Source organism: Pedobacter sp. AC464, assembly GCF_979253075.1.
The window spans coordinates 847967-866704 of record NZ_CEEDBV010000001.1; the positions used below are offsets into that span (position 1 = coordinate 847967).

Sequence of the window (18738 nt, forward strand, 5' to 3'; positions counted from 1 at the left end):
TTTTATGCTGTGACTGCTACCAATTTTTGAAACATTCATCTATATTTAGTGAAAATAATCATCTTACCAAAAAATGAAAATCACCTCTGCAATCCTGCTTTCGGGCATCGGCCTTACAGTTTTCTTATCTGCAAAACAGGTTAATAAGTTTAGCTTTTCCAGCCATCTGGAGAAATCACAAATTAAAGAACTAAAAATTGACACGCCCGACCAGGATAGATTTGTAAAAGTAAATCTTGTTCAGGGACAGTTTACCGAGCCAACCGAGATGTCCGTGTTGCCAAATCTCGATATTTTAGTTGCACAGCGCAGGGGAGAACTTTTGATGTACAAAAATTCAACTAAAAAGCTTATTCAATCTGCAAAACTCGATGTATATTTTAAAACAAGCGTTGCAGATGTTAATGCAGAAGAAGGTTTGCTCGGCTTAACAATCGACCCAAAATATGCTGCAAACCAGTATATATATTTATTCTACAGCCCGGCCGGAAAGTCGGTGAACCGCTTATCAAGATTTAAAATGGTAAACGATATGCTCAGCATGTCTTCGGAAAAAGTAGTTTTGGAATTTTACGCTCAACGGGAGATTTGCTGCCACACAGGTGGTTCTTTGGCTTTTGGGCCTGATGGGCTTTTGTACATATCTACCGGTGATAATTCGACGCCCTTCGACGTTCCGAAGCAAAGCTTTGTAAACAAAGGCTATGCACCGTTGGATAACAGGCAGGGTTTGCAACAATACGATGCCAGAAGATCTGCCGGAAATACGAATGATTTGAGAGGTAAAATTCTTCGCATAAAAGTTGAAGCAGATGGGACTTATACCATTCCGAAAGGTAATTTATTTCCCGTTGGGACCGATAAAACGCGTCCGGAAATTTTTGTAATGGGAAATAGAAATCCTTATCGAATATCGGTTGATCAGAAAACAGGCTTTTTATATTGGGGAGAAGTTGGTCCGGATGCATCGAATGATGATCCTTTACGTGGCCCGAGAGGCTATGACGAAGTAAACCAGGCAAGAAAAGCCGGAAATTTTGGCTGGCCATATCTGATTGGAAATAATTATGCCTACAGAAGTTACGATTTTACCAATGGAAAAAGCGGCCCAGCCTTCGACCCGCAAAATCCGGTAAACAATTCGCCAAACAATACAGGGTTAGAAAATATTCCTGCTGCCAATCCGTCATTCATCTGGTATCCTTACGGCGAATCGAAAGATTTTCCACAAGTGGGCTCTGGCGGCAGAACGGCCATGGCAGGCCCTACTTTATACAGTGGAGCGGGCAGCTCAGCTTATCCGGATTATTACAACGGAAAACTAATTATTTATGAATGGGTAAGAGGCTGGGTTAAAGCGGTAACAATGGCTCCTAATGGCGATTATCTTAGCATGGAACCAATAATGTCCAATTTATCGTTTTCTGCACCAATTGATATGGAACTTGGTCCCGATGGTAAAATCTATGTTCTGGAATACGGCAAAGGTTGGTTTTCAAAAAATCCTGATGCTGGTATCGCCAGGGTTGATTATCTTAAAGGAAACAGACCGCCGATGGTAACAAACCTTGTAATTGATAAGCCAAGCGGCTTACTTCCTTACAGGCTGGATGCGAAGGTTATGGCTAAAGATCCAGATGGTGATAAATTAACTTATGTATGGAATTTGGGCAACGGGGTGTTAAAAACGACAACGGTACCTGAATTGCATTACACCTTCACTAACGCCGGTGAATATCCGGTAAGCGTTAGGGTAACAGACAATGCGAAGGCTTCTGCTAAAAGCGCAACCGTACCCGTATTCGCAGGTAATGAGCATCCAAAAGTTGATATTGTGGTATCGGGAAACAAAAGCTTCTATTTTCCTGGGAAACCGGTTAGCTACCAGGTATTGGTTTCAGATAAAGGAGCTACTGTTAACAAAGATCGTGTTTTTGTATCAAACTCTTACACGGAAGGAACCGATATGGCTGGTGCGCAATTAGGGCATCAGCAAGCTGCGCAAACGCTTATTGGTAAATCTTTAATGATGAAATCGGATTGCAGCACTTGCCACAAAGTTTCTGAAGCATCTATAGGGCCAGCTTTTTCTAAAGTTTCAACTAAATACCAAACGGAACCCAAAGCGGTTGAATACCTTGCATCGAAAGTAATTAAAGGTAGTAGCGGTGTTTGGGGTGAGGTGCCAATGCCTGCCCACCCAGCGATGAAAGAAACAGAGGTTAAGCAAATTGTTGAATGGATTTTAAGCTTGTCTGCCAAGGCGAACACAATTGCCTCACTTCCAATTTCGGGCAAAATCGTGCCACCAGAAACCGTAAGCAAAAATAAATCAGTTTTAACACTTAAGGCTAGCTATTCTGATCTTGGATCGAAGGGTTTAAGACCTTTAACAACTACAAATACCCTAAATCTTAGAAACAATGTAATTAATAGCACTGATATAAAAAGTTTTTCCGGTTTCAGCAAGGCCGATAACGGAGCGCTTAATTTGACTAAAAAAACAGGCTGGTTAAAATTATCCGCTATTGATTTGACAAATATCGGTTCATTCGAAATTGTTTCTGGCAGGGCACAAAATGATGTGAATTATGAAATTGAATTGAGGCTGGATAGTGAAAATGGTAAGATTATTGGCAAGAACATACCCGGTAAGTCATCGCTTCCAATAGATTTTATTTCAGATGGAAAATTTCACAATATATTCTTGATGTTTAAATCAAATCAGGATGGAAACAACGGCAATTTGACAATAAGACAGATAGTGGTTGAATCAAAGTAACATAAAACAAAAGGCTTCTAAAAATGAAGCCTTTTGTTTTAATTATCATTCAGCAACTTTGATTCAAAGATATTTTGCTTTACGTACTCAACAAATGATTCCTTAAATTTATTGGCCAGCGGAATTGAAACACCTCCAGCCAAAACAATCTGATCGCCTAAAAAGCTTTTTATGTGTAGTTTGGAGATTATTGCATTCGAATTTACTTGAATAAAAGCAGGGTGGTTTCGCAATAAGCCAAGAAGCTTATCAAAGTTTAATTTGAAACTCATGTAGTTGCGGGTGAGCGTTCTGAAATAAATCATCTCATTAATTTGCTCCAAAGCAACTAAATCATCAAACTCAATCTTAATTAGATCTTCTGGTCCATCTTTAAGGGGAATGAGAAAGAAATCGTCTTCAACTACACCTGTAACTGATTTCTCGTTAGGGTATAGGTTATTAATCGTTTCGGCAAAGTGCAACATTGTATATGGTTTCAGCAAGTAAGCATCTGCCGCAACATTAAAGGCATCCAAAGCATATCTTGGATGAGCAGTAGTAAATATTAAGTGTTTGGTTTTTTGTCTTAATAAGGATGCAAGTTCTATGCCCGAAAGGGTTGGCATTTCGATATCCATAAATATAATGTCGACTTTATCCTCTACGGAAATATCAGTAAGTGCCTTTATTGGGTCAGTAAAACTTTTTACCATTTGCAAATCTGGCAAATTCTTTAAATAAGAATTCAGGTTCTCGAGAGAATTGAAATCGTCATCTATTGCAATACAATTAATCGGCATGGTTATTATCGGATTTGAGATTTTAATTTAAATTTTTTTCAAAATAAAGGATCAATTTATCAACATCGGGCGCTATCTAAACAGACTTTAGTCAATTTGTGTATGCAGACAATAAGTTAAGGCTAATTTAAGGATTTTCTTTCTAAACTTTTCCAATATTTATGGTTATTTTTACATTAAAGTGTTCATTATCATTAAAATAGTGTTCCATTGTATAATCTTCTCCGTAGGTGTAAGCCAATCTCTTTCTAATATTTTCAAGTCCGGTTCCGGGGCGCTTATCTTTAAAACCTTTATTTTTTGTAGCATTTATCGTCTCGATTACCAGATGGTTTCCGTCTTTGTAGATCGTAATATTTGCATGTCTGGTCATATCGCCCAACGCTCCATGTTTAAATATGTTTTCCACAAGCGTTATCAAAATCATGGGAATTATTTTCGCAGCATTTATTTCATTTTCATAAGACAGCTGGATTTGCAAATTATGATTGCTTCGCAGTTGGTGCAGATTAATCAGATTTTCTACCTGCTCAATTTCATCTCCAAGCGTTATAAAATCTTCGCGATGGCTACTATCGGCTGCATACCGCATCATCCCGGAAAGCGCAACAATCGTTTCAGCTGCTAATGGCGAATTTTCTTTGGCATTTTGATAAATAAAATCGAGGGTATTAAAAAGTAAATGTGGCTGTATCTGCGCTCGTAAAAAGGCATTTTCAGATTTCTCCAGCTGAATAAGATTTTTGAGTCGCTGTTGCTCCAGTACCTCTGTCTTTTTGCGCTCGCTAATAAAAGTGATTAAAAAATAATATCCTGTGCCGAATATGATGAAGTAGACGGCTCTGAAAATTCCACCTAAAAAGAACGCCTTATCAAACTTTGGTTGTAACGCCCTGATAATGTGGAAGTTTTTATTTAAAACTGCATAGGCAAGGTACAACACGAGCAAATAGGTAGCAATTTCAAGAAGCATAAAGAGTGGCATCTTCCAGAAAACGTGTTTTGGAGAAGCAAGTCCACGTTTTAACACCAGCAATGCATGTACATAAAATATCGTAATGTTTATCAGGTAATGGAATACGTAAGTACCGATAGAGGCAAATGTTCCGGTGTAAAGGCCTACAATTATAATTTCGTAAAATAAAAACACCGCCCAACCTAAAATATGGTACTTGTATAGCTTTAGCCAGTTGAGAAATTGATAGGTTGGGGGAGAGTTAAGGCGTTGTTCGGATATCATAGATGAGAGAAAAAGCAGTTAAGAGCGTCCGGTTTTAATTGTCTTTCCCTTGATGAAAGCTAAAACCACATCACGATAATTACTGCCTAAGTTTACTGTTAGCTGGTTCTGCATTTTTACAGTGTTGCCATCAACTTTTTCTATGTGATTTTTCGAAATCAGGAAAGAACGATGAGCCTGGATAAAATTTGGAAAGTCTTTGAGAATTTCCTTAATTTCTGAGAGGCCAATGTACGATACGATAACTTCGTTCATTGTGTAAATCCTAACATAGTTTTGCAAACTTTCTACCGCCAGAATTGCTTCATAACGAACCTTTATCAGGTTATTATTGTCGTTTTTGTTTCTAATGAAGAAAAAATCTTCCTCACGTTTTACGGCAGAATGAATCTGGCTGGGCAGTTGAGGAAAAAGGCGGTTAATTGTTTCGGCAAACCTTGCGAAGGTATATGGTTTTAACAAATAAGCATTTGCATGCATTTCAAATGCTTCGTAAGCGTATTTGCTGTGCGATGTGGTGAAAACAAGCTTCGCTGTTTTATGGCGAACTGCTTTGGATAATTCAATACCGGAAATCATCGGCATGTCTACATCCATAAAAATGATGTCGACATCTGGTCCGGAAACGATTTCCGTTAGTGCCTGCAACGGATCGGTAAATACGTTTACCAAATGGAGATTTTTAAGCGTACCGATATATGATTTGATGCCATTAAGTGCATGGATTTCATCATCAATAACTATACACTTCAATATCATATTTGGTAGCGGCTAAAACGGGTGCAAATTAGGTTAACAGTTCTAATTTATAAAAAAAAATCTCTTTGTAACGTGTTAGTTGTCTTTCGTAACGGAAACAGTAGCTTTTAGATAGAATTTATTCTCTTTTGTTACCGCAAAGTTATTTTACTACAAATATTGGCCTGCATTAATCTAAAAACTGATTCCTGGCTTGTTTAAAAACTTAATCGACTTTGTTTTGTTTAAGTTTTAATTGATATATTTAAACAAAAATGCTTTATTCTATAGCAGACCTCGAGCAGCTTTCAGGAATTCAATCTCACACAATCCGGATTTGGGAACGCAGGTATAATGCATTAAAACCAATGCGGACGTTGGGAAATACCCGCCTTTACGATGATTTCCAGTTGAGGAAGTTACTTAATATTGCGAGTTTGAACCAGAGCGGACTAAAAATTTCAAAAATTTGCAGTCTTGCAAATAATGATATGGAACGCTTGCTGAATGAGCAGCTGAGCCTCGCTCCAGAACAGGCCAGGTTTGAATACTACGTTAGCCAATTGTTAAAGCTGGGTTTAGCTTACAATGAAATTGGATTCGACAAACTGCTCACAAACTGTATATCAAAGTTTGGAATTTTAGATGCCTATCGTGAAATCATTTACCCAATTTTAGTAAGGTTAGGGCTGATGTGGCGAAAAGACGATATTTGCCCGGCGCAGGAACATTTTCTAACCAACATCATTAAGAAAAAAATTTATGCTGCAATTGACAGGCTGCCTTTAAGTGAATCTGCAACAGAAACGTGGCTACTGTTTTTACCAGAAGATGAGGACCACGAAATTGGTTTGCTGTTTGCAAATTATTTGTTGAAAGCAGCGGGAAAAGGTGTTTTTTATTTAGGATCTAAAGTCCCGTTAAAGTCGGTTAAGATAGTTTTACAGGAAAATAGCATTAATAAGATTTTACTTTTCGTAACCAGGAGCAAGCCTAAGGCGCAGGCTCAAAAATATTTAGATAACCTGAAAGAAACTTGTTCACCAGCTGAAATTTATTTAGCCGGCAACGATCATTTAATCAGGCAGCTCACGCTTGGAGATACCGTTACCCAAGTTAATTCGCTTGATGCGTTTGAAAAATTAATAGAAAATCAACCTGTTGTATGAAAGATATATTCGACAAATTGTCTGCAGAATGCAGCAAAATAACAACGAAAAGGTATAGTACAAGCTTCTCGTTTGGAATATACTTTCTTAGTAAAAAACTGAGGCAGCCAATTTACTCCATTTACGGCTTTGTGCGTCTGGCCGATGAAATTGTAGATAGTTTTCATGATTTTGACAAAGAATATTTGCTCAGAAAATTCAAAGAAGATACCTACGAAGCAATTCAACTTGGTATTAGTTTAAATCCGGTACTAAATTCCTTTCAACGGGTAGTTAATGAGTTTCAGATTGATCATCGGCTCATCGAACTGTTTTTGAACAGTATGGAGATGGATTTGGTTGAAAAAGCGTATACTCCCGAGTTGTATGATACCTACATCCTTGGCTCGGCAGAGGTTGTGGGCTTAATGTGTTTAAAGGTGTTTACAAATGGCGATGAGGCAGAGTATGAAAGATTAAAACCATTTGCAATGAAGTTAGGTTCAGCTTTTCAGAAGGTAAATTTTTTGCGGGATTTGAAAGCCGACAGTCAATCGCTTAACAGAACCTATTTTCCTAACGTAAATTTGGCAGCATTTTGCGACAGGCAAAAAAAGGAAATAGAAGCAGACATTGAACAGGAATTTGAGCAAGCGCTTTTGGGCATTAAAATGTTGCCGTATTCATCTCGAAATGGCGTTTACTTATCCTATATCTATTACAGAAAGCTATTTACGAAAATTAAGGGTTTAACAGCTGAAAGGATTATGACGGAAAGGATAAGAATATCAAACCATAGAAAAATTGGCTTAATGTTCGATTCGATGATAAGGCATAAACTTAACGCCATATAATTATTTTACCTTTGCATTTATTCATCCTTAAAGATTTTTCGTAAACAATGATTGAACAAGTTATTCTTGTGGATAGGAGCGATACGGCCATAGGGCAGATGGAGAAAATGGAAGCTCATGAGAAAGGCTTGCTCCATCGGGCGTTTTCGGTTTTTATATTTAACTCAAAAGGAGAACTGCTTTTACAGCAACGGGCAGCCCACAAATACCACTCTGCCGGGTTGTGGACGAATACTTGTTGCAGTCACCCGCGTCCTGGAGAATTAAACGACGCTGCAGCAATGCGACGCCTCAGCGAAGAGATGGGCATGGAATGTGCTTTAAGTTATGGATTTAACTTTATTTATAAAGCGACATTCAACGATGGTTTAATCGAACACGAATTCGATCATGTTTTCTTTGGGATTTCAGATGACAGTCCGGTTATCAATACCGAGGAAGTGGAATCTTACAAATATGTAGACCTCGATTTCCTTTTGGAAGATGTGCAGTTTAACCCAGATAAGTACACTCCATGGCTTAAGATATGTTTAGAACGCGTTATTGAGGTCGTGAAAGTGGATTAAAAAAAAACGGGCATACAACTTTCGTCGTATACCCGCATCTAAATTAACGCTCTCAACAGCAAATATAGATCTACTTATTCAAAAACCAAATTTTTTAAAAATTTCTTTACTTTTTACTGATTAACGTTCCAATCAATATCGTTTCTGACAACCATCGCAATAATGGGTTTGCCTTTGAGATTTACCCATTAGTGATTTTTTTATCGGATGACCCAGCGGGCATTCTTCTTTTGAATACACGAGCCAATGTTTCTTTAAAGTTCCCGCTTTCTTTTGTTCTAAAAACTCGTAGCCATAAACACTTACTTGTTTTAGCAGTACTTTTAGCTTTGCCAGCGGTATATTTTTAATTTCACTTAGAGGATGAAGTTTTGAACGATATAGCACCTCGTTCTTGATAATATTGCCGACTCCGGAAAATATTGTTTGGTTTAGTAATTCATCGCAAATAAGCTCGTCAGGAAGTTCTTTGAGTTTTTTTATTGCCTTTGCGGGTTTCCATTCACTGGCCATAATATCTGCCGAGAAATCATATATCTTGTTAATGTCGCCGGCAATTAGCCTGATGTCGCAGGTATAAAAATTAACCTGATGATTTTTAAAAGTTAAACCCAGTTTTAGAGGAGTAGATTTTTCGTCGTCAAAAAGGTAGGTGCCAAACATCAGCAGATGGATTCGGATTGTAAATTTGTCGAAAATAATTAGGAAATGTTTTCCCCAGGATTTAAAGTCTTTAACCTTTTTGTGGAGAAGCAAATCTTTGTCTATGGTTTTTACATTACCGGAAACTTCCAAAATTTCCTGACCTTTCAAATGAAGTGTTTCGATGTGTTCCCTTAAAATTACTATTGATGGACCTTCTGGCATGTTAAATTTCTTCTATTTTTTCGAATCGATACTTCTCTTTAATGTTATAGTTAAAATACCTTCCTTTCGAACCAGCTGCCTTGAGCATTTCAAACACCTTTTTTGGAACTTTTTTGTAGCTGTAAACCATTCCTGTAACGAAAATTATTGTTAATGATTTCGATTTCTCATCATAGCTAAAGTTTTTTATAACTGTAGATGGCATAACAAAATCAATTATTTTTTAACTCTGATTCCTCTTTTTGTGCCCTGATTTTTTCTTTCTTTAAATCAATTCTGATTAGATTATACAGGCTCATGTAAATGTTTGCAATCCAAACTATCGAAAAGCCAGCAATGATATATCCTCGCCAATCAGGATAAACCAATGTGTATTTTGTTGCAATTAAAAGAAGAATTGTTACGTAATGACTAAAACAATATTCGCAGGTAAACACGTAGAAAAACTTTCGCTTAATCAGCTTATCGCAATTTTTCGATCGGCCAATACAAAATTCCCGTGCTTCACGAAAAATCTCCTCTTTGGTAACAGTCCAGGCAATGCATGCCACAGGTAGTGCCAGGATAAATAAATAATATATAGGTGTGTTCATTAAATTTATTGATGGATATATTTAAAACCGATAAATCGGCTAAAGGTTTTTTGAGGTTGTTGCTGAAGCATTAAATTGGGAGCCGTTAGCGTTTCGAAACTTTTTTCTTCAGTGCTTGTTTAATAAAAAATCAAAATATAATGGAACGAGCAGAAATTAAATCTTTACTTGAGGTTATCGAACAACAAGTTAGTTCTTCAATTCTTGGTGGAATGGACGAACAATACGAAGAACTTGAAAATTTAGGTTACATTAAAATAGACCGGGAGGCCGTTCAATGGTCTTCATCAATTACGCCTGCAGGCATGAATTTTTTGCATAACTACGAATCTTTTTAAATCTCCTGTTAACCTGGCGATTTATTTTTGATGTTGTTTGAACTCGAAATATGTCGCCTTGTTATTTTCGACCAACTCGCTGATATTCCGTTTTTTATTGGGTTTATCACCACGTGTTGACACTCCAGAACATTCCTCATTTGTTCGCAGTAAATTATATGCTGTAATTCTCTTAAGTTTGCACTTATAATTTATGAACAATATTCAGCTTAGAACAGTTAACGTAACCCGCTACGTTACGCCCTTAAGAGAAGGTGGCTCAATGCCTGCCATTGCCGAAGCCGACGACGGATTTCTGTATGTATTGAAGTTTCGCGGGGCGGGGCAGGGTGCCCGTGCGTTGATCGCTGAATTAATTGGAGGCGAAGTTGCCCGGATTTTGGGCTTAAAAGTGCCTGAACTAGTTTTTGCAGATTTGGATGAAGCATTTGGAAGAACTGAGCCAGATGAAGAAATACAGGATTTGTTAAAGGCAAGTGTGGGCCTAAATTTGGCGCTGCATTATCTGTCTGGTGCCATAACTTTCGATGCGACAGTTACAAAAATCGATTCAAAATTAGCATCTCAGATTGTTTGGTTAGATTGTTTTCTAACCAATATGGATAGAACATGCCGCAATACCAATATGTTAGTGTGGCACAAAGAGTTATGGCTTATAGATCATGGTGCGTCATTATATTTCCATCATTCATGGCAAAATTGGGAAGAGCAAGCCATGCGACCATTTGCCTTAATTAAAGATCACGTATTATTACCCTGGGCGGGCGATTTAGAAGAAGTTGATCGAGAGTTCAGGTCGCTGCTAAAGCCCGAACACATTCAATCGATAGTGTCGCTAATACCTGATGTTTGGCTGGAAGGAGAAAATGTTTTTGCAACAAAAGAAGAACATCGGCAGGCATATACAAAGTTTTTGGAAATTAGATTGGCGCATTCAGACATATTCTTAAAAGAGGCACAGCATGCAAGAGAAACACTTATTTGAGTATGCTGTAATTCGTGTTATGCCCAGGGTAGAACGCGAAGAATTTCTTAATGTTGGAATTGTATTGTATTGTGCTAAACAGAAATTTCTTAAAAGTATTTTCTTTCTCGATGTAGACAGAATTTCTGCGTTTTCGCCGGGTTTGGATATCGCCGAGATTGAAGAAAATTTACTGGCTTTTGAGCGGATTAGTTTAGGAGCAAGCGGTTCAGGCACCATTGGTAGCTATGACAACGCTTCCCGTTTTCGTTGGTTAACTGCAACCCGAAGTACCATTGTACAATGTTCTAAGGTTCACCCCGGACTTTGTGTTGATGCTGAAGAAACCCTTCTAAAACTCCACCAACAATTGGTGTTGTAACTATTTTTAATATTTAAGTCCTCATCATTGCCTACAGATTACTTTAAATCAATTCAGGAACTCCTCGAGATAGAGCGAAAGGCTGACCATCAGTTATATCTTAAATCAACCGAGAATACAGCTGCGGCGGAAAGGCGAACTTTGGGTTTAACCTGGTATCCGGTAGCCATCCGCAATACCGAAATGGGTTTGGGCGATTACCTTACCATCGAAGTAGAGCGGACAACCCATCAGGATTTATCACAGCAATTTCGATTCGGCTCTGCCGTTGAACTCTTTTCCAATCATGATGCCAAATCAGCTAGAGTAGGTGGAACAATAACCCACCTCAACCGGGATAAGATGAAAATCAATTTACGGCTTGATGAGCTTCCGGATTGGACGCGGGATGGTAAACTTGGCGTAGATTTGCTTTTTGATAACAACAGTTACGATGAGATGCAAAATGCCCTCAAACAAGCAACTTTACTGGCAGATGATAACGCTAAAACCCGGTTGATAAGCGTCTTAACAACTAATGAAAAGCCGCTATTTGATGAGGATCGGCAACGTTACAAGGCTGCTAGTTTAAACTTATCACAAGAGGCAGCTGTAAACAAAATACTATCCGCAAGAGATTTAGCCATTGTACACGGCCCTCCGGGCACCGGGAAAACAACAACCTTGGTACAGGCTATTAAAGCCTTAACCAAACAGGAAAATGAGAAAATACTGGTTGTTGCGCCAAGTAACACTGCTGTGGATTTACTTACGGAAAAGTTATCAGAACAAGGGCTAAATGTAATCCGCGTGGGCAATCCCGCACGTGTATCTGAAGACTTAATTCATGCAACGCTTGATTATAAGATGGCCGAACATCCGGAAATGAAAGCCATTAAAGCATTAAAGAAGCAGGCGAATGAGTACAAAAATATGGCTCATAAATACAAACGAAGTTTTGGAAAAGCCGAAAGAGACCAGCGAAAGGCATTGTTTAATGAAGCGCATAAAATTGGGCGTGAAATAGAAAATTCAGAGAAATACATTATAGATAACCTGTTCAACAATGCCAAAATTATCACAGCTACGCTTGTTGGTTCTAATCATTATACCGTCAAAAATTTAAAATACAAAACTGTAATTATAGATGAAGGTGGTCAAGCGCTTGAACCGGCGTGTTGGATTCCAATATTGAAGGCTGAAAAAGTAATTTTTGCCGGCGATCACTTTCAATTGTCTCCAACCATTAAATCAAATGAAGCCGCCAAAGGAGGTCTTAACAAAACCTTGCTTGAAAAGTTGATTTCATTGCATCCGGAAAGCGTGGTTTTGTTAAATGAGCAGTATAGAATGAATAGCAAAATTATGGGTTATTCATCTGAAATATTTTATCAGAACAAACTAACCGCTAATCCGTTGGTTGCTAACAGAATTTTGTTCGATAATGATGAGCCACTAATGTTTATCGACACCTCGGGTTGTGGTTTCGATGAGAAAGCCGACGGCAGCAGCACTACAAATCCTGATGAAGCGGCCTTTCTGCTACGGCATCTAGCGGGCTTAACCGAACAAATTAAGGGGCTGCAGCCAGTTGATTTTCCTTCAGTCGCTGTCATTTCGCCATACAAACAACAGGTACATCTGCTCAAAGAAATGATTTTGTCGAATCCGGTTTTGATGGCGCATTCGAATAAAATTTCCATTAATACGATCGACAGCTTCCAGGGCCAGGAGCGTGATGTGGTTTATATCAGTTTAACCAGAAGTAACACAGAAGGTATAATCGGGTTTCTGTCGGATGTAAGGAGAATGAATGTGGCGATGACCAGGGCCAGAAAAAAACTTGTGGTAATTGGTGATGGCTCAACGCTTTCTAGGTCAGTGTTTTATAATGATTTTATGAAGTACTGTGAAAACCTAAACGCCTACCATAGCGCATGGGAATTTTTAGAAATTTGACGCACCACAAGCAAAAACCTAAACCTTTAGTGAATTAAAATTGTTACATTTGGACTGTCATCTCTAAATTTCATTCATTATAAATTTTGCCAAGTCCGGGTTCGGTAGGCTATAGTGATTTTTGCAAATTGCGATGGCTGCATACATTGAACAACGCGACGCAATCACTTAATGAAAAAGAACCTTAAAATTTTAATTGCTGACGATAGCGAATTGATGCAATTAGTAATGCGGGGATTTTTCACAAAACATCTTGCCAACGCTTCTTTAAAACAGACTTCTAACTTAAATGATACTTATTTTGAGTTGAGTCAGCAGCATTTTGATTTACTGTTACTCGATATAAATATGCCAAATGGCGATAGCACTCCACAAACGGTCATCGACATCAAATCAAAATATCCCGATTTAAAAGTGGTCATGTTCAGCGGAAACGACAGAGCAACTCTGGAGGAATCCTATCTGGATGCAGGCGCAATCGGCTTTATCCAAAAAGATGAGCGCATGAGTGTTTGTGCCAAAGAAATAATCGACAAGCATTTTAGTTAACCTTTTCCGGCTTTCTTTCTTCCAGTTTTGACGATATTGAAGCACCTGCAATAAGTAGTTCATTCGTTATAGTTTTCGTATACTCCGTAATTTCAGCTTTGAAATCTTTAACAGATGCCCCGGTTCTAATCTCTTCCAAACGTTTTTCCCACTGCCCGGTGAGTTCAGCCTGAGCAATTTGTTTGTCTTTAACCACTTCATAAACGGCCAGGCCTTTATTGGTCGGAACAAGGTTTCGTTTCTCTCTGGTTATATATTCTCTGGTAATTAATGTTTCAATTATCGATGCACGGGTTGCAGGCGTTCCCAAGCCGCTATCTTTCATCGCGTAACGCAATTCCTCATCTTCAATCTCTTTACCCGACGTTTCCAGTGCTTTTAGCAAGGAAGCTTCGTTATACATCGCCTTCGGCTTAGTTTGTTTTTCGAGCAAAGCTTTTTCGATAATGGGCAGCTGCTCGCCAACTGAAACCTTTGGCAAGGCGGCATTATCCTCATCTTTCTTATCGTCTTCGGTTTCATTAAAAACAGAACGCCAGCCGGCAGAGCGGATTACCGTACCATTTGCAACAAATGAGGTAGCAGACAAAATGGTAATTTTAGTTAATTCTTTTAAACAGTCCTGATGAAAAGCCTCAATCATTCTTCCTACCACCATGTCGTAAACTGCTTGTTTATCGGCGCTAAGGCCATAGGCTTGTTCACCGGTGGGCAGCACCGCGTGGTGGTCGGTGACTTTTTTTGCATTTACGCTGCGCTTATTTAGGCTTACAGTTTGCAAAAATTGAGCTTGCTTTCCAAAATCCGGATGATTTGTAAACTTCTCAATCAAAGCCGGAACTCCCGCAAATACATCATCACCGATGTAGCGGCTGCCCGTACGCGGGTAAGAAACTAATTTACTTTCGTAAAGATTCTGGAGAATATTCAATGTTTGGTCGGCAGTAAAGCCTTTCTTTTTATTTGCCTCCTGTTGTAAAGAACTTAAATCATGCAATAGTGGCGGCGGTTCTTTTCGGGGTTTAGCTTCAACGGCCGTTATATTCCCTCCGTTTGCAAAACCAGATGGCACATCTTCTACAAGTCTGAAAATTGCCTCAACTTCTTCTTTATTTTTGAAATTAGCTACAGAGATGGCCTTAAAAGTCTGTTCATCTTTGCTAAGTAGAATACTGATTTGAAAATACGTTTGTGGCACGAAATTTTTAATTTCGAGGAAACGGGCACAAATCATCGCCAATGTTGGTGTTTGCACCCTGCCAAGCGACAGCACCGTACGGTTTCCTGCAGAAATGCTTAGCGCCTGGGTTGCGTTCATGCCCACAAGCCAGTCAGACTCAGAGCGGCAGTGTGCCGAATTAAACAGTGAGTCATAATCCGTTCCTGGTTTTAAATTTCTAAAACCGTCCTTTATGGCCTCATCAGTTTGCGATGAAATCCAAAGTCTTTTAAAAGGTTTTTTACACTTCAGATAATAGTAAATATATCTGAAAATTAGCTCGCCCTCACGTCCGGCATCCGTTGCAACGATAATTTCCGTTGCTTCGTCAAAAAGCCTTTTTATGGTATCGAGTTGTTTCCTAACCGCCGGGTCTTCTGCAAAGCCATCTTTTGTTTTTATTTTTCTAACGGCTAGCTTAAACTTTGCTGGCAGCATTGGCAAATGTTGCTTACGCCAGCCAATAAAGCCATAATCCTGGGGCGGGGCTAATTGAAGAAGATGGCCAAATGCCCAGGTAAATGAATAGCCTTTGCCTTCAATGTATCCGTCTTTTCTAGTTGTTGCGCCGAAAACCTTTGCAAGCTCCCGACCAACAGATGGCTTCTCTGCAATTACAATCTTCATCAATTGGTTAAGTTATTCCAACCCCAAAGATGCTTAAAATTATGTTGGCTCGGGACAGAATTTTATTCACAATCGTTTCCAAACGGGCAGGATTCCACATTTTAAACTAAACCCTTGATTCTCCGAAACCTGCAAACTCAACTTATTCTACAGGCAATTTTATGATGCGATTTTGTAAACAAATGCTAACAATTTGGTAATTTATCTGTCTAAGCTATAACAAGGTTAGGGATGGATAAAATTTACGAATTCGAAAAATGTAGGATTAGAGTTTGCCTTAGTAAAGGGCTCATTCGTATTTACAGCGATAAGGGATTGTGGCGTTACCTTGATGGCGAGCCTGCACCCAAAACGATGGAGCTGGTTAAAACAATTAAAGCTGACTATAAAAATGAGTTTCGAAACAGCATAAAAATTTCTAATAGTTCTTTAATGGTAGAAATCTGGGCACATGTTTACAGCGATTACATTGGTCTTCTCCTGCAAAGGCGATTGAAATTCCCCTGGATAAAAAAATTACTGCAGAAAGGGATTGAGCGTGCTGAGATAATCGATTGCGGGGAAAAAGAATTAGACACAAATCGCTGGGTATGGGATTTCCTCTCGCATTTTAATTCCATCATTTCGATATTTTTACCGAGGAATATTGGTAAATCAAACCTGAAAGGCTAATCCATATTGGCAGCTAAAACTTCAGTTTCATTGAGCGCCACGCTTGCAGCCAGGCTTTCATTCAAATAATTTGACGTGTAAGGCTGAGCAGAGTTATTTATAAATAAAACTGTTTTGTCTGCGATGGTATTAATAACTCGATTGGCAAGTTTAGCAGGCACGGCAGGGCACCCCTGGCTTCTGCCTAATCTTCCAAGTTTGTCGATGCTTTCCTGGCAAACGTAATCGGCGCCGTGAACAACGATTGACCGCTCGCGGGCATTGTTATTGAAACCATAGTCCATGCCATCCAATTTAAGCGAACGACCATGTTTACCAAAATAAATTTCTCCTGTTAAGTAAAAACCGAGACTGCTCGAATTCGAATTTACCGCATTTGAAAAATAATCCGGTTTATCCCCACCGCTGTTCTGGCCATGGGCAACCCAGGTATTTAATATTAATTCTTTCTTATCTAAATCGATAATATACAGTCGTTTTTTACGGCTTTCCTGGTCAAAATCGGCAATTGTCAGTATCGATTTCATTTGTAGAAAACGCTGCGCTTTGATGTTGTAGAAGCCGGTGAGCGCTTTTTCGAAAACGCTGATGTTTAAACCTGCCGAATCCAGATGCACGGCATGATAGAGACTGGCAATGTAACTGTTGTAAACGCTGTCCCTGGATAGACTAGTAACTTGTTTTACAGTTGTTTGTTTTTTAAATGGCTGCTCCACCGCTTTCCAACTCGTTCCGACAATGATGATACCCAGCAAACAGGTAGCAACAAGGCCCATTATTTTTTTATTCATTCAGAGATTTTTGTATAACCTGATTATCATACGCTCTGATTTCCAGATTATTGTAACGATAGGGATACACGCGTGATATTTAGAAATGTAAATGACATTGAGATGATTAAATGATTGCGGTTAGAGCTTGGTGGAATGGTTTTGTCCAAACAATCATCATTTGTCGCTAACAAAAGAAGGCTTTAAATGTTACTCCATCACATCCTTCGAAATGAAAATATTACTGACAGGTGCAAACGGGTATATTGGAACCCGATTGCTGCCGCTATTACTGGAAGAAAAACATGAAATTGTTTGTTTGGTGCGCGATAAGAGGCGCTTTGCCATGCAATCTGATTTGAGTGAACAGGTCACAATTATTAGTGGAGACTTGTTAGAACAAGAAAGTCTTTCAGAAATTCCAAATGATATCGATGCGGCTTACTATTTGGTTCACTCGATGTCATCAAGCGGTTCTGAATTCGACGAGATGGAACGTAAATCTTCAGAAAATTTTTCATTGGCAATTGGTAAAACAAATTGCAAACAGATTATTTACCTCACCGGAATTGCCAATGATGAACATTTGTCGAAGCATCTCGGCTCCAGGTTAGCCGTTGAAAAGGAGCTCAAATCATCTGGGGTGGGTTGCACTATTTTAAGGGCCGCGATAATTATAGGCTCAGGAAGTGCGTCATTCGAAATCATCCGCGACTTGACAGAGAAAATTCCGGTTATGGTTACGCCGAAGTGGGTGAATACGAGGTGTCAGCCAATTGGAATTCGCGATGTTTTGGCCTATCTAATTGGTGTTCTGCATAACGAAAAGGCATATAATCAGACTTTTGACATTGGCGGACCCGATATTCTTACCTATAAAGAAATGATGTTTGGCTACGCTAAAGAACGTGGTTTAAAGCGTTGGATTTTTACCGTACCAGTTTTAACGCCCAGACTTTCGTCTTTATGGCTCAACATGATTACGCCAGTCCCATATTCCTTAGCAAGAAGCTTGGTTGATAGTATGAAAAACGAGGTGATTTGTAAAGATGATAGAATTAAGACCGTTGTACCGAGAACTTGCCTAACATATGCTGAATCGCTGCACCTCGCTTTTGAGAAAATCGACCAAAACTCAATTGTTTCAAGCTGGAAAGATGCACTTAACCGCGGTTATTTGCAATCGAACTTTATGGATCAAATCAAAGTCCCACAAAATGGTACCTTGGAATATAAAGTAAGGATGCCTTTCCAGCGGAAAGCTGAAGAGGTTTTCGAAAATATTTGGAGTATCGGCGGCAACCGGGGCTGGTATTACATGGATTGGTTGTGGCACTTTAGAGGTTTTTTGGATAAGATGTTCGGTGGTGTCGGCACAAGAAGAGGGAGAACGAGTAATATCGATATCCAACCTGGCGACGTTCTGGATTTTTGGCGGGTTCTGCTGGCCGACAAAAACAGCAAAAGATTATTGCTGTATGCCGAAATGAAAGTACCAGGCGAAGCCTGGCTGGAATTGAAGCTTGTCGACTTTCATGGTAAAGCCTTCCTCTCGCAGGTGGCAACATTTAGGCCGAAAGGGCTGTGGGGAAGGATGTACTGGTATGCCATGTGGCCTTTTCACATTGTCCTTTTCAAAGGCATGGCAAAAAAAATCACGACCTTCAAACCACCAGAAAAAAAGCAAATCTAAATTCCTATTTTTGGCA

19 protein-coding genes are annotated in these 18738 nt (G+C 39.1%); 11 read left to right on the forward strand and 8 right to left on the reverse strand.

Going from position 1 to position 18738, the window contains the following annotated elements; all coding sequences use genetic code 11:
• Window positions 1-73: 73 nt before the first annotated feature.
• Window positions 74-2782, forward strand: a complete 2709-nt coding sequence (locus AC0IWT_RS03590) for a PQQ-dependent sugar dehydrogenase (protein ID WP_471796021.1) — start codon at window positions 74-76, stop codon at window positions 2780-2782.
• Window positions 2783-2820: 38 nt separating this feature from the next.
• Here AC0IWT_RS03590 and AC0IWT_RS03595 read toward each other — a convergent pair whose 3' ends face one another.
• From AC0IWT_RS03595 to AC0IWT_RS03605, 3 genes are all read right to left on the reverse strand, one after another.
• Window positions 2821-3564: a LytR/AlgR family response regulator transcription factor gene (locus tag AC0IWT_RS03595; protein ID WP_056872850.1), complete on the reverse strand. Its 744-nt coding sequence runs from the start codon at window positions 3562-3564 to the stop codon at window positions 2821-2823.
• Window positions 3565-3706: 142 nt separating this feature from the next.
• Window positions 3707-4804, reverse strand: coding sequence for a sensor histidine kinase (locus AC0IWT_RS03600; protein ID WP_471796022.1), 1098 nt, complete (start codon window positions 4802-4804; stop codon window positions 3707-3709).
• Window positions 4805-4822: 18 nt separating this feature from the next.
• The gene (locus tag AC0IWT_RS03605; RefSeq protein WP_056872848.1) at window positions 4823-5563 is read right to left on the reverse strand and encodes a LytR/AlgR family response regulator transcription factor; all 741 of its coding nucleotides are present in this window, start codon (window positions 5561-5563) and stop codon (window positions 4823-4825) included.
• Between the two features lie 254 nt (window positions 5564-5817).
• Between AC0IWT_RS03605 and AC0IWT_RS03610 the strand changes: the two genes are divergently transcribed.
• From AC0IWT_RS03610 to idi, 3 genes are read left to right on the forward strand one after another with little or no spacing between them, the layout of a single operon-like run.
• Entirely contained in the window at window positions 5818-6711 is an 894-nt protein-coding gene (locus AC0IWT_RS03610; RefSeq protein ID WP_471796023.1) for a MerR family transcriptional regulator, read from the forward strand.
• Entirely contained in the window at window positions 6708-7544 is an 837-nt protein-coding gene (locus AC0IWT_RS03615) for a phytoene/squalene synthase family protein (protein ID WP_471796024.1), read from the forward strand. Before AC0IWT_RS03610 ends, AC0IWT_RS03615 begins: the two co-directional genes overlap by 4 nt.
• Window positions 7545-7591: 47 nt before the next feature.
• Complete coding sequence (gene idi, locus AC0IWT_RS03620; protein WP_471796025.1) at window positions 7592-8110, forward strand: isopentenyl-diphosphate Delta-isomerase; 519 nt, start codon at window positions 7592-7594, stop codon at window positions 8108-8110.
• Between the two features lie 132 nt (window positions 8111-8242).
• On the opposite strand, the gene AC0IWT_RS03625 is transcribed toward idi, so the two are convergent.
• The 3 genes from AC0IWT_RS03625 to AC0IWT_RS03635 are packed head-to-tail and all read right to left on the reverse strand — an operon-like array spanning window position 8243 to window position 9570.
• Window positions 8243-8977 carry a DNA-formamidopyrimidine glycosylase family protein gene (locus tag AC0IWT_RS03625; RefSeq protein WP_471796026.1) on the reverse strand — a complete coding sequence of 245 codons (735 nt, stop codon included), beginning with the start codon at window positions 8975-8977 and terminating at the stop codon, window positions 8243-8245.
• A gap of 1 nt (window position 8978) precedes the next feature.
• Window positions 8979-9182, reverse strand: coding sequence for a KTSC domain-containing protein (locus AC0IWT_RS03630; protein WP_471796027.1), 204 nt, complete (start codon window positions 9180-9182; stop codon window positions 8979-8981).
• A gap of 7 nt (window positions 9183-9189) precedes the next feature.
• Window positions 9190-9570 (reverse strand): hypothetical protein, encoded by a 381-nt coding sequence (locus AC0IWT_RS03635; protein ID WP_471796028.1) that lies wholly within the window; start codon window positions 9568-9570, stop codon window positions 9190-9192.
• A 140-nt stretch (window positions 9571-9710) separates the two neighbouring features.
• Between AC0IWT_RS03635 and AC0IWT_RS03640 the strand changes: the two genes are divergently transcribed.
• From AC0IWT_RS03640 to AC0IWT_RS03660, 5 genes are all read left to right on the forward strand, one after another.
• Window positions 9711-9908, forward strand: a complete 198-nt coding sequence (locus tag AC0IWT_RS03640) for a hypothetical protein (protein WP_056872841.1) — start codon at window positions 9711-9713, stop codon at window positions 9906-9908.
• 193 nt (window positions 9909-10101) lie between these two features.
• Window positions 10102-10893, forward strand: a complete 792-nt coding sequence (locus AC0IWT_RS03645) for a HipA family kinase (RefSeq protein WP_471796029.1) — start codon at window positions 10102-10104, stop codon at window positions 10891-10893.
• Window positions 10871-11254, forward strand: coding sequence for a DUF3037 domain-containing protein (locus AC0IWT_RS03650; RefSeq protein WP_471796030.1), 384 nt, complete (start codon window positions 10871-10873; stop codon window positions 11252-11254). The genes AC0IWT_RS03645 and AC0IWT_RS03650 overlap by 23 nt, the downstream gene beginning before the upstream one ends.
• A gap of 27 nt (window positions 11255-11281) precedes the next feature.
• Entirely contained in the window at window positions 11282-13192 is a 1911-nt protein-coding gene (locus AC0IWT_RS03655; protein WP_471796031.1) for an AAA domain-containing protein, read from the forward strand.
• A 171-nt stretch (window positions 13193-13363) separates the two neighbouring features.
• Window positions 13364-13741 carry a response regulator gene (locus AC0IWT_RS03660; protein WP_471796032.1) on the forward strand — a complete coding sequence of 126 codons (378 nt, stop codon included), beginning with the start codon at window positions 13364-13366 and terminating at the stop codon, window positions 13739-13741.
• Here AC0IWT_RS03660 and topB read toward each other — a convergent pair.
• Window positions 13734-15587, reverse strand: coding sequence for a DNA topoisomerase III (gene topB / locus AC0IWT_RS03665; RefSeq protein WP_471796033.1), 1854 nt, complete (start codon window positions 15585-15587; stop codon window positions 13734-13736). The genes AC0IWT_RS03660 and topB overlap by 8 nt on opposite strands.
• Window positions 15588-15818: 231 nt before the next feature.
• On the opposite strand from topB, the gene AC0IWT_RS03670 reads away from it, so the two are divergent.
• Entirely contained in the window at window positions 15819-16259 is a 441-nt protein-coding gene (locus AC0IWT_RS03670) for a hypothetical protein (protein WP_471796034.1), read from the forward strand.
• On the opposite strand, the gene AC0IWT_RS03675 is transcribed toward AC0IWT_RS03670, so the two are convergent.
• Window positions 16256-17050 carry a murein L,D-transpeptidase catalytic domain family protein gene (locus AC0IWT_RS03675; RefSeq protein WP_471796035.1) on the reverse strand — a complete coding sequence of 265 codons (795 nt, stop codon included), beginning with the start codon at window positions 17048-17050 and terminating at the stop codon, window positions 16256-16258. The genes AC0IWT_RS03670 and AC0IWT_RS03675 overlap by 4 nt on opposite strands.
• Before the next feature lie 211 nt (window positions 17051-17261).
• Here AC0IWT_RS03675 and AC0IWT_RS03680 point away from each other — a divergent pair, with 211 nt between their 5' ends.
• On the forward strand, window positions 17262-18722 hold the full coding sequence (locus tag AC0IWT_RS03680; protein ID WP_471796036.1) for an SDR family oxidoreductase: 1461 nt from the start codon (window positions 17262-17264) through the stop codon (window positions 18720-18722).
• The last annotated feature ends 16 nt before the right edge of the window (window positions 18723-18738 follow it).

What these genes read in the sequence shown, in the direction of transcription:
- AC0IWT_RS03590 (WP_471796021.1), top strand. Translation starts at nt 74, where the DNA reads ATGAAAATCACCTCTGCAATCCTGCTTTCGGGCATCGGCCTTACAGTT.
- AC0IWT_RS03595 (WP_056872850.1), bottom strand. Translation starts at nt 3,564, where the DNA reads ATGCCGATTAATTGTATTGCAATAGATGACGATTTCAATTCTCTCGAG.
- AC0IWT_RS03600 (WP_471796022.1), bottom strand. Translation starts at nt 4,804, where the DNA reads ATGATATCCGAACAACGCCTTAACTCTCCCCCAACCTATCAATTTCTC.
- AC0IWT_RS03605 (WP_056872848.1), bottom strand. Translation starts at nt 5,563, where the DNA reads ATGATATTGAAGTGTATAGTTATTGATGATGAAATCCATGCACTTAAT.
- AC0IWT_RS03610 (WP_471796023.1), top strand. Translation starts at nt 5,818, where the DNA reads ATGCTTTATTCTATAGCAGACCTCGAGCAGCTTTCAGGAATTCAATCT.
- AC0IWT_RS03615 (WP_471796024.1), top strand. Translation starts at nt 6,708, where the DNA reads ATGAAAGATATATTCGACAAATTGTCTGCAGAATGCAGCAAAATAACA.
- idi (WP_471796025.1), top strand. Translation starts at nt 7,592, where the DNA reads ATGATTGAACAAGTTATTCTTGTGGATAGGAGCGATACGGCCATAGGG.
- AC0IWT_RS03625 (WP_471796026.1), bottom strand. Translation starts at nt 8,977, where the DNA reads ATGCCAGAAGGTCCATCAATAGTAATTTTAAGGGAACACATCGAAACA.
- AC0IWT_RS03630 (WP_471796027.1), bottom strand. Translation starts at nt 9,182, where the DNA reads ATGCCATCTACAGTTATAAAAAACTTTAGCTATGATGAGAAATCGAAA.
- AC0IWT_RS03635 (WP_471796028.1), bottom strand. Translation starts at nt 9,570, where the DNA reads ATGAACACACCTATATATTATTTATTTATCCTGGCACTACCTGTGGCA.
- AC0IWT_RS03640 (WP_056872841.1), top strand. Translation starts at nt 9,711, where the DNA reads ATGGAACGAGCAGAAATTAAATCTTTACTTGAGGTTATCGAACAACAA.
- AC0IWT_RS03645 (WP_471796029.1), top strand. Translation starts at nt 10,102, where the DNA reads ATGAACAATATTCAGCTTAGAACAGTTAACGTAACCCGCTACGTTACG.
- AC0IWT_RS03650 (WP_471796030.1), top strand. Translation starts at nt 10,871, where the DNA reads ATGCAAGAGAAACACTTATTTGAGTATGCTGTAATTCGTGTTATGCCC.
- AC0IWT_RS03660 (WP_471796032.1), top strand. Translation starts at nt 13,364, where the DNA reads ATGAAAAAGAACCTTAAAATTTTAATTGCTGACGATAGCGAATTGATG.
- topB (WP_471796033.1), bottom strand. Translation starts at nt 15,587, where the DNA reads ATGAAGATTGTAATTGCAGAGAAGCCATCTGTTGGTCGGGAGCTTGCA.
- AC0IWT_RS03670 (WP_471796034.1), top strand. Translation starts at nt 15,819, where the DNA reads ATGGATAAAATTTACGAATTCGAAAAATGTAGGATTAGAGTTTGCCTT.
- AC0IWT_RS03675 (WP_471796035.1), bottom strand. Translation starts at nt 17,050, where the DNA reads ATGAATAAAAAAATAATGGGCCTTGTTGCTACCTGTTTGCTGGGTATC.
- AC0IWT_RS03680 (WP_471796036.1), top strand. Translation starts at nt 17,262, where the DNA reads ATGAAAATATTACTGACAGGTGCAAACGGGTATATTGGAACCCGATTG.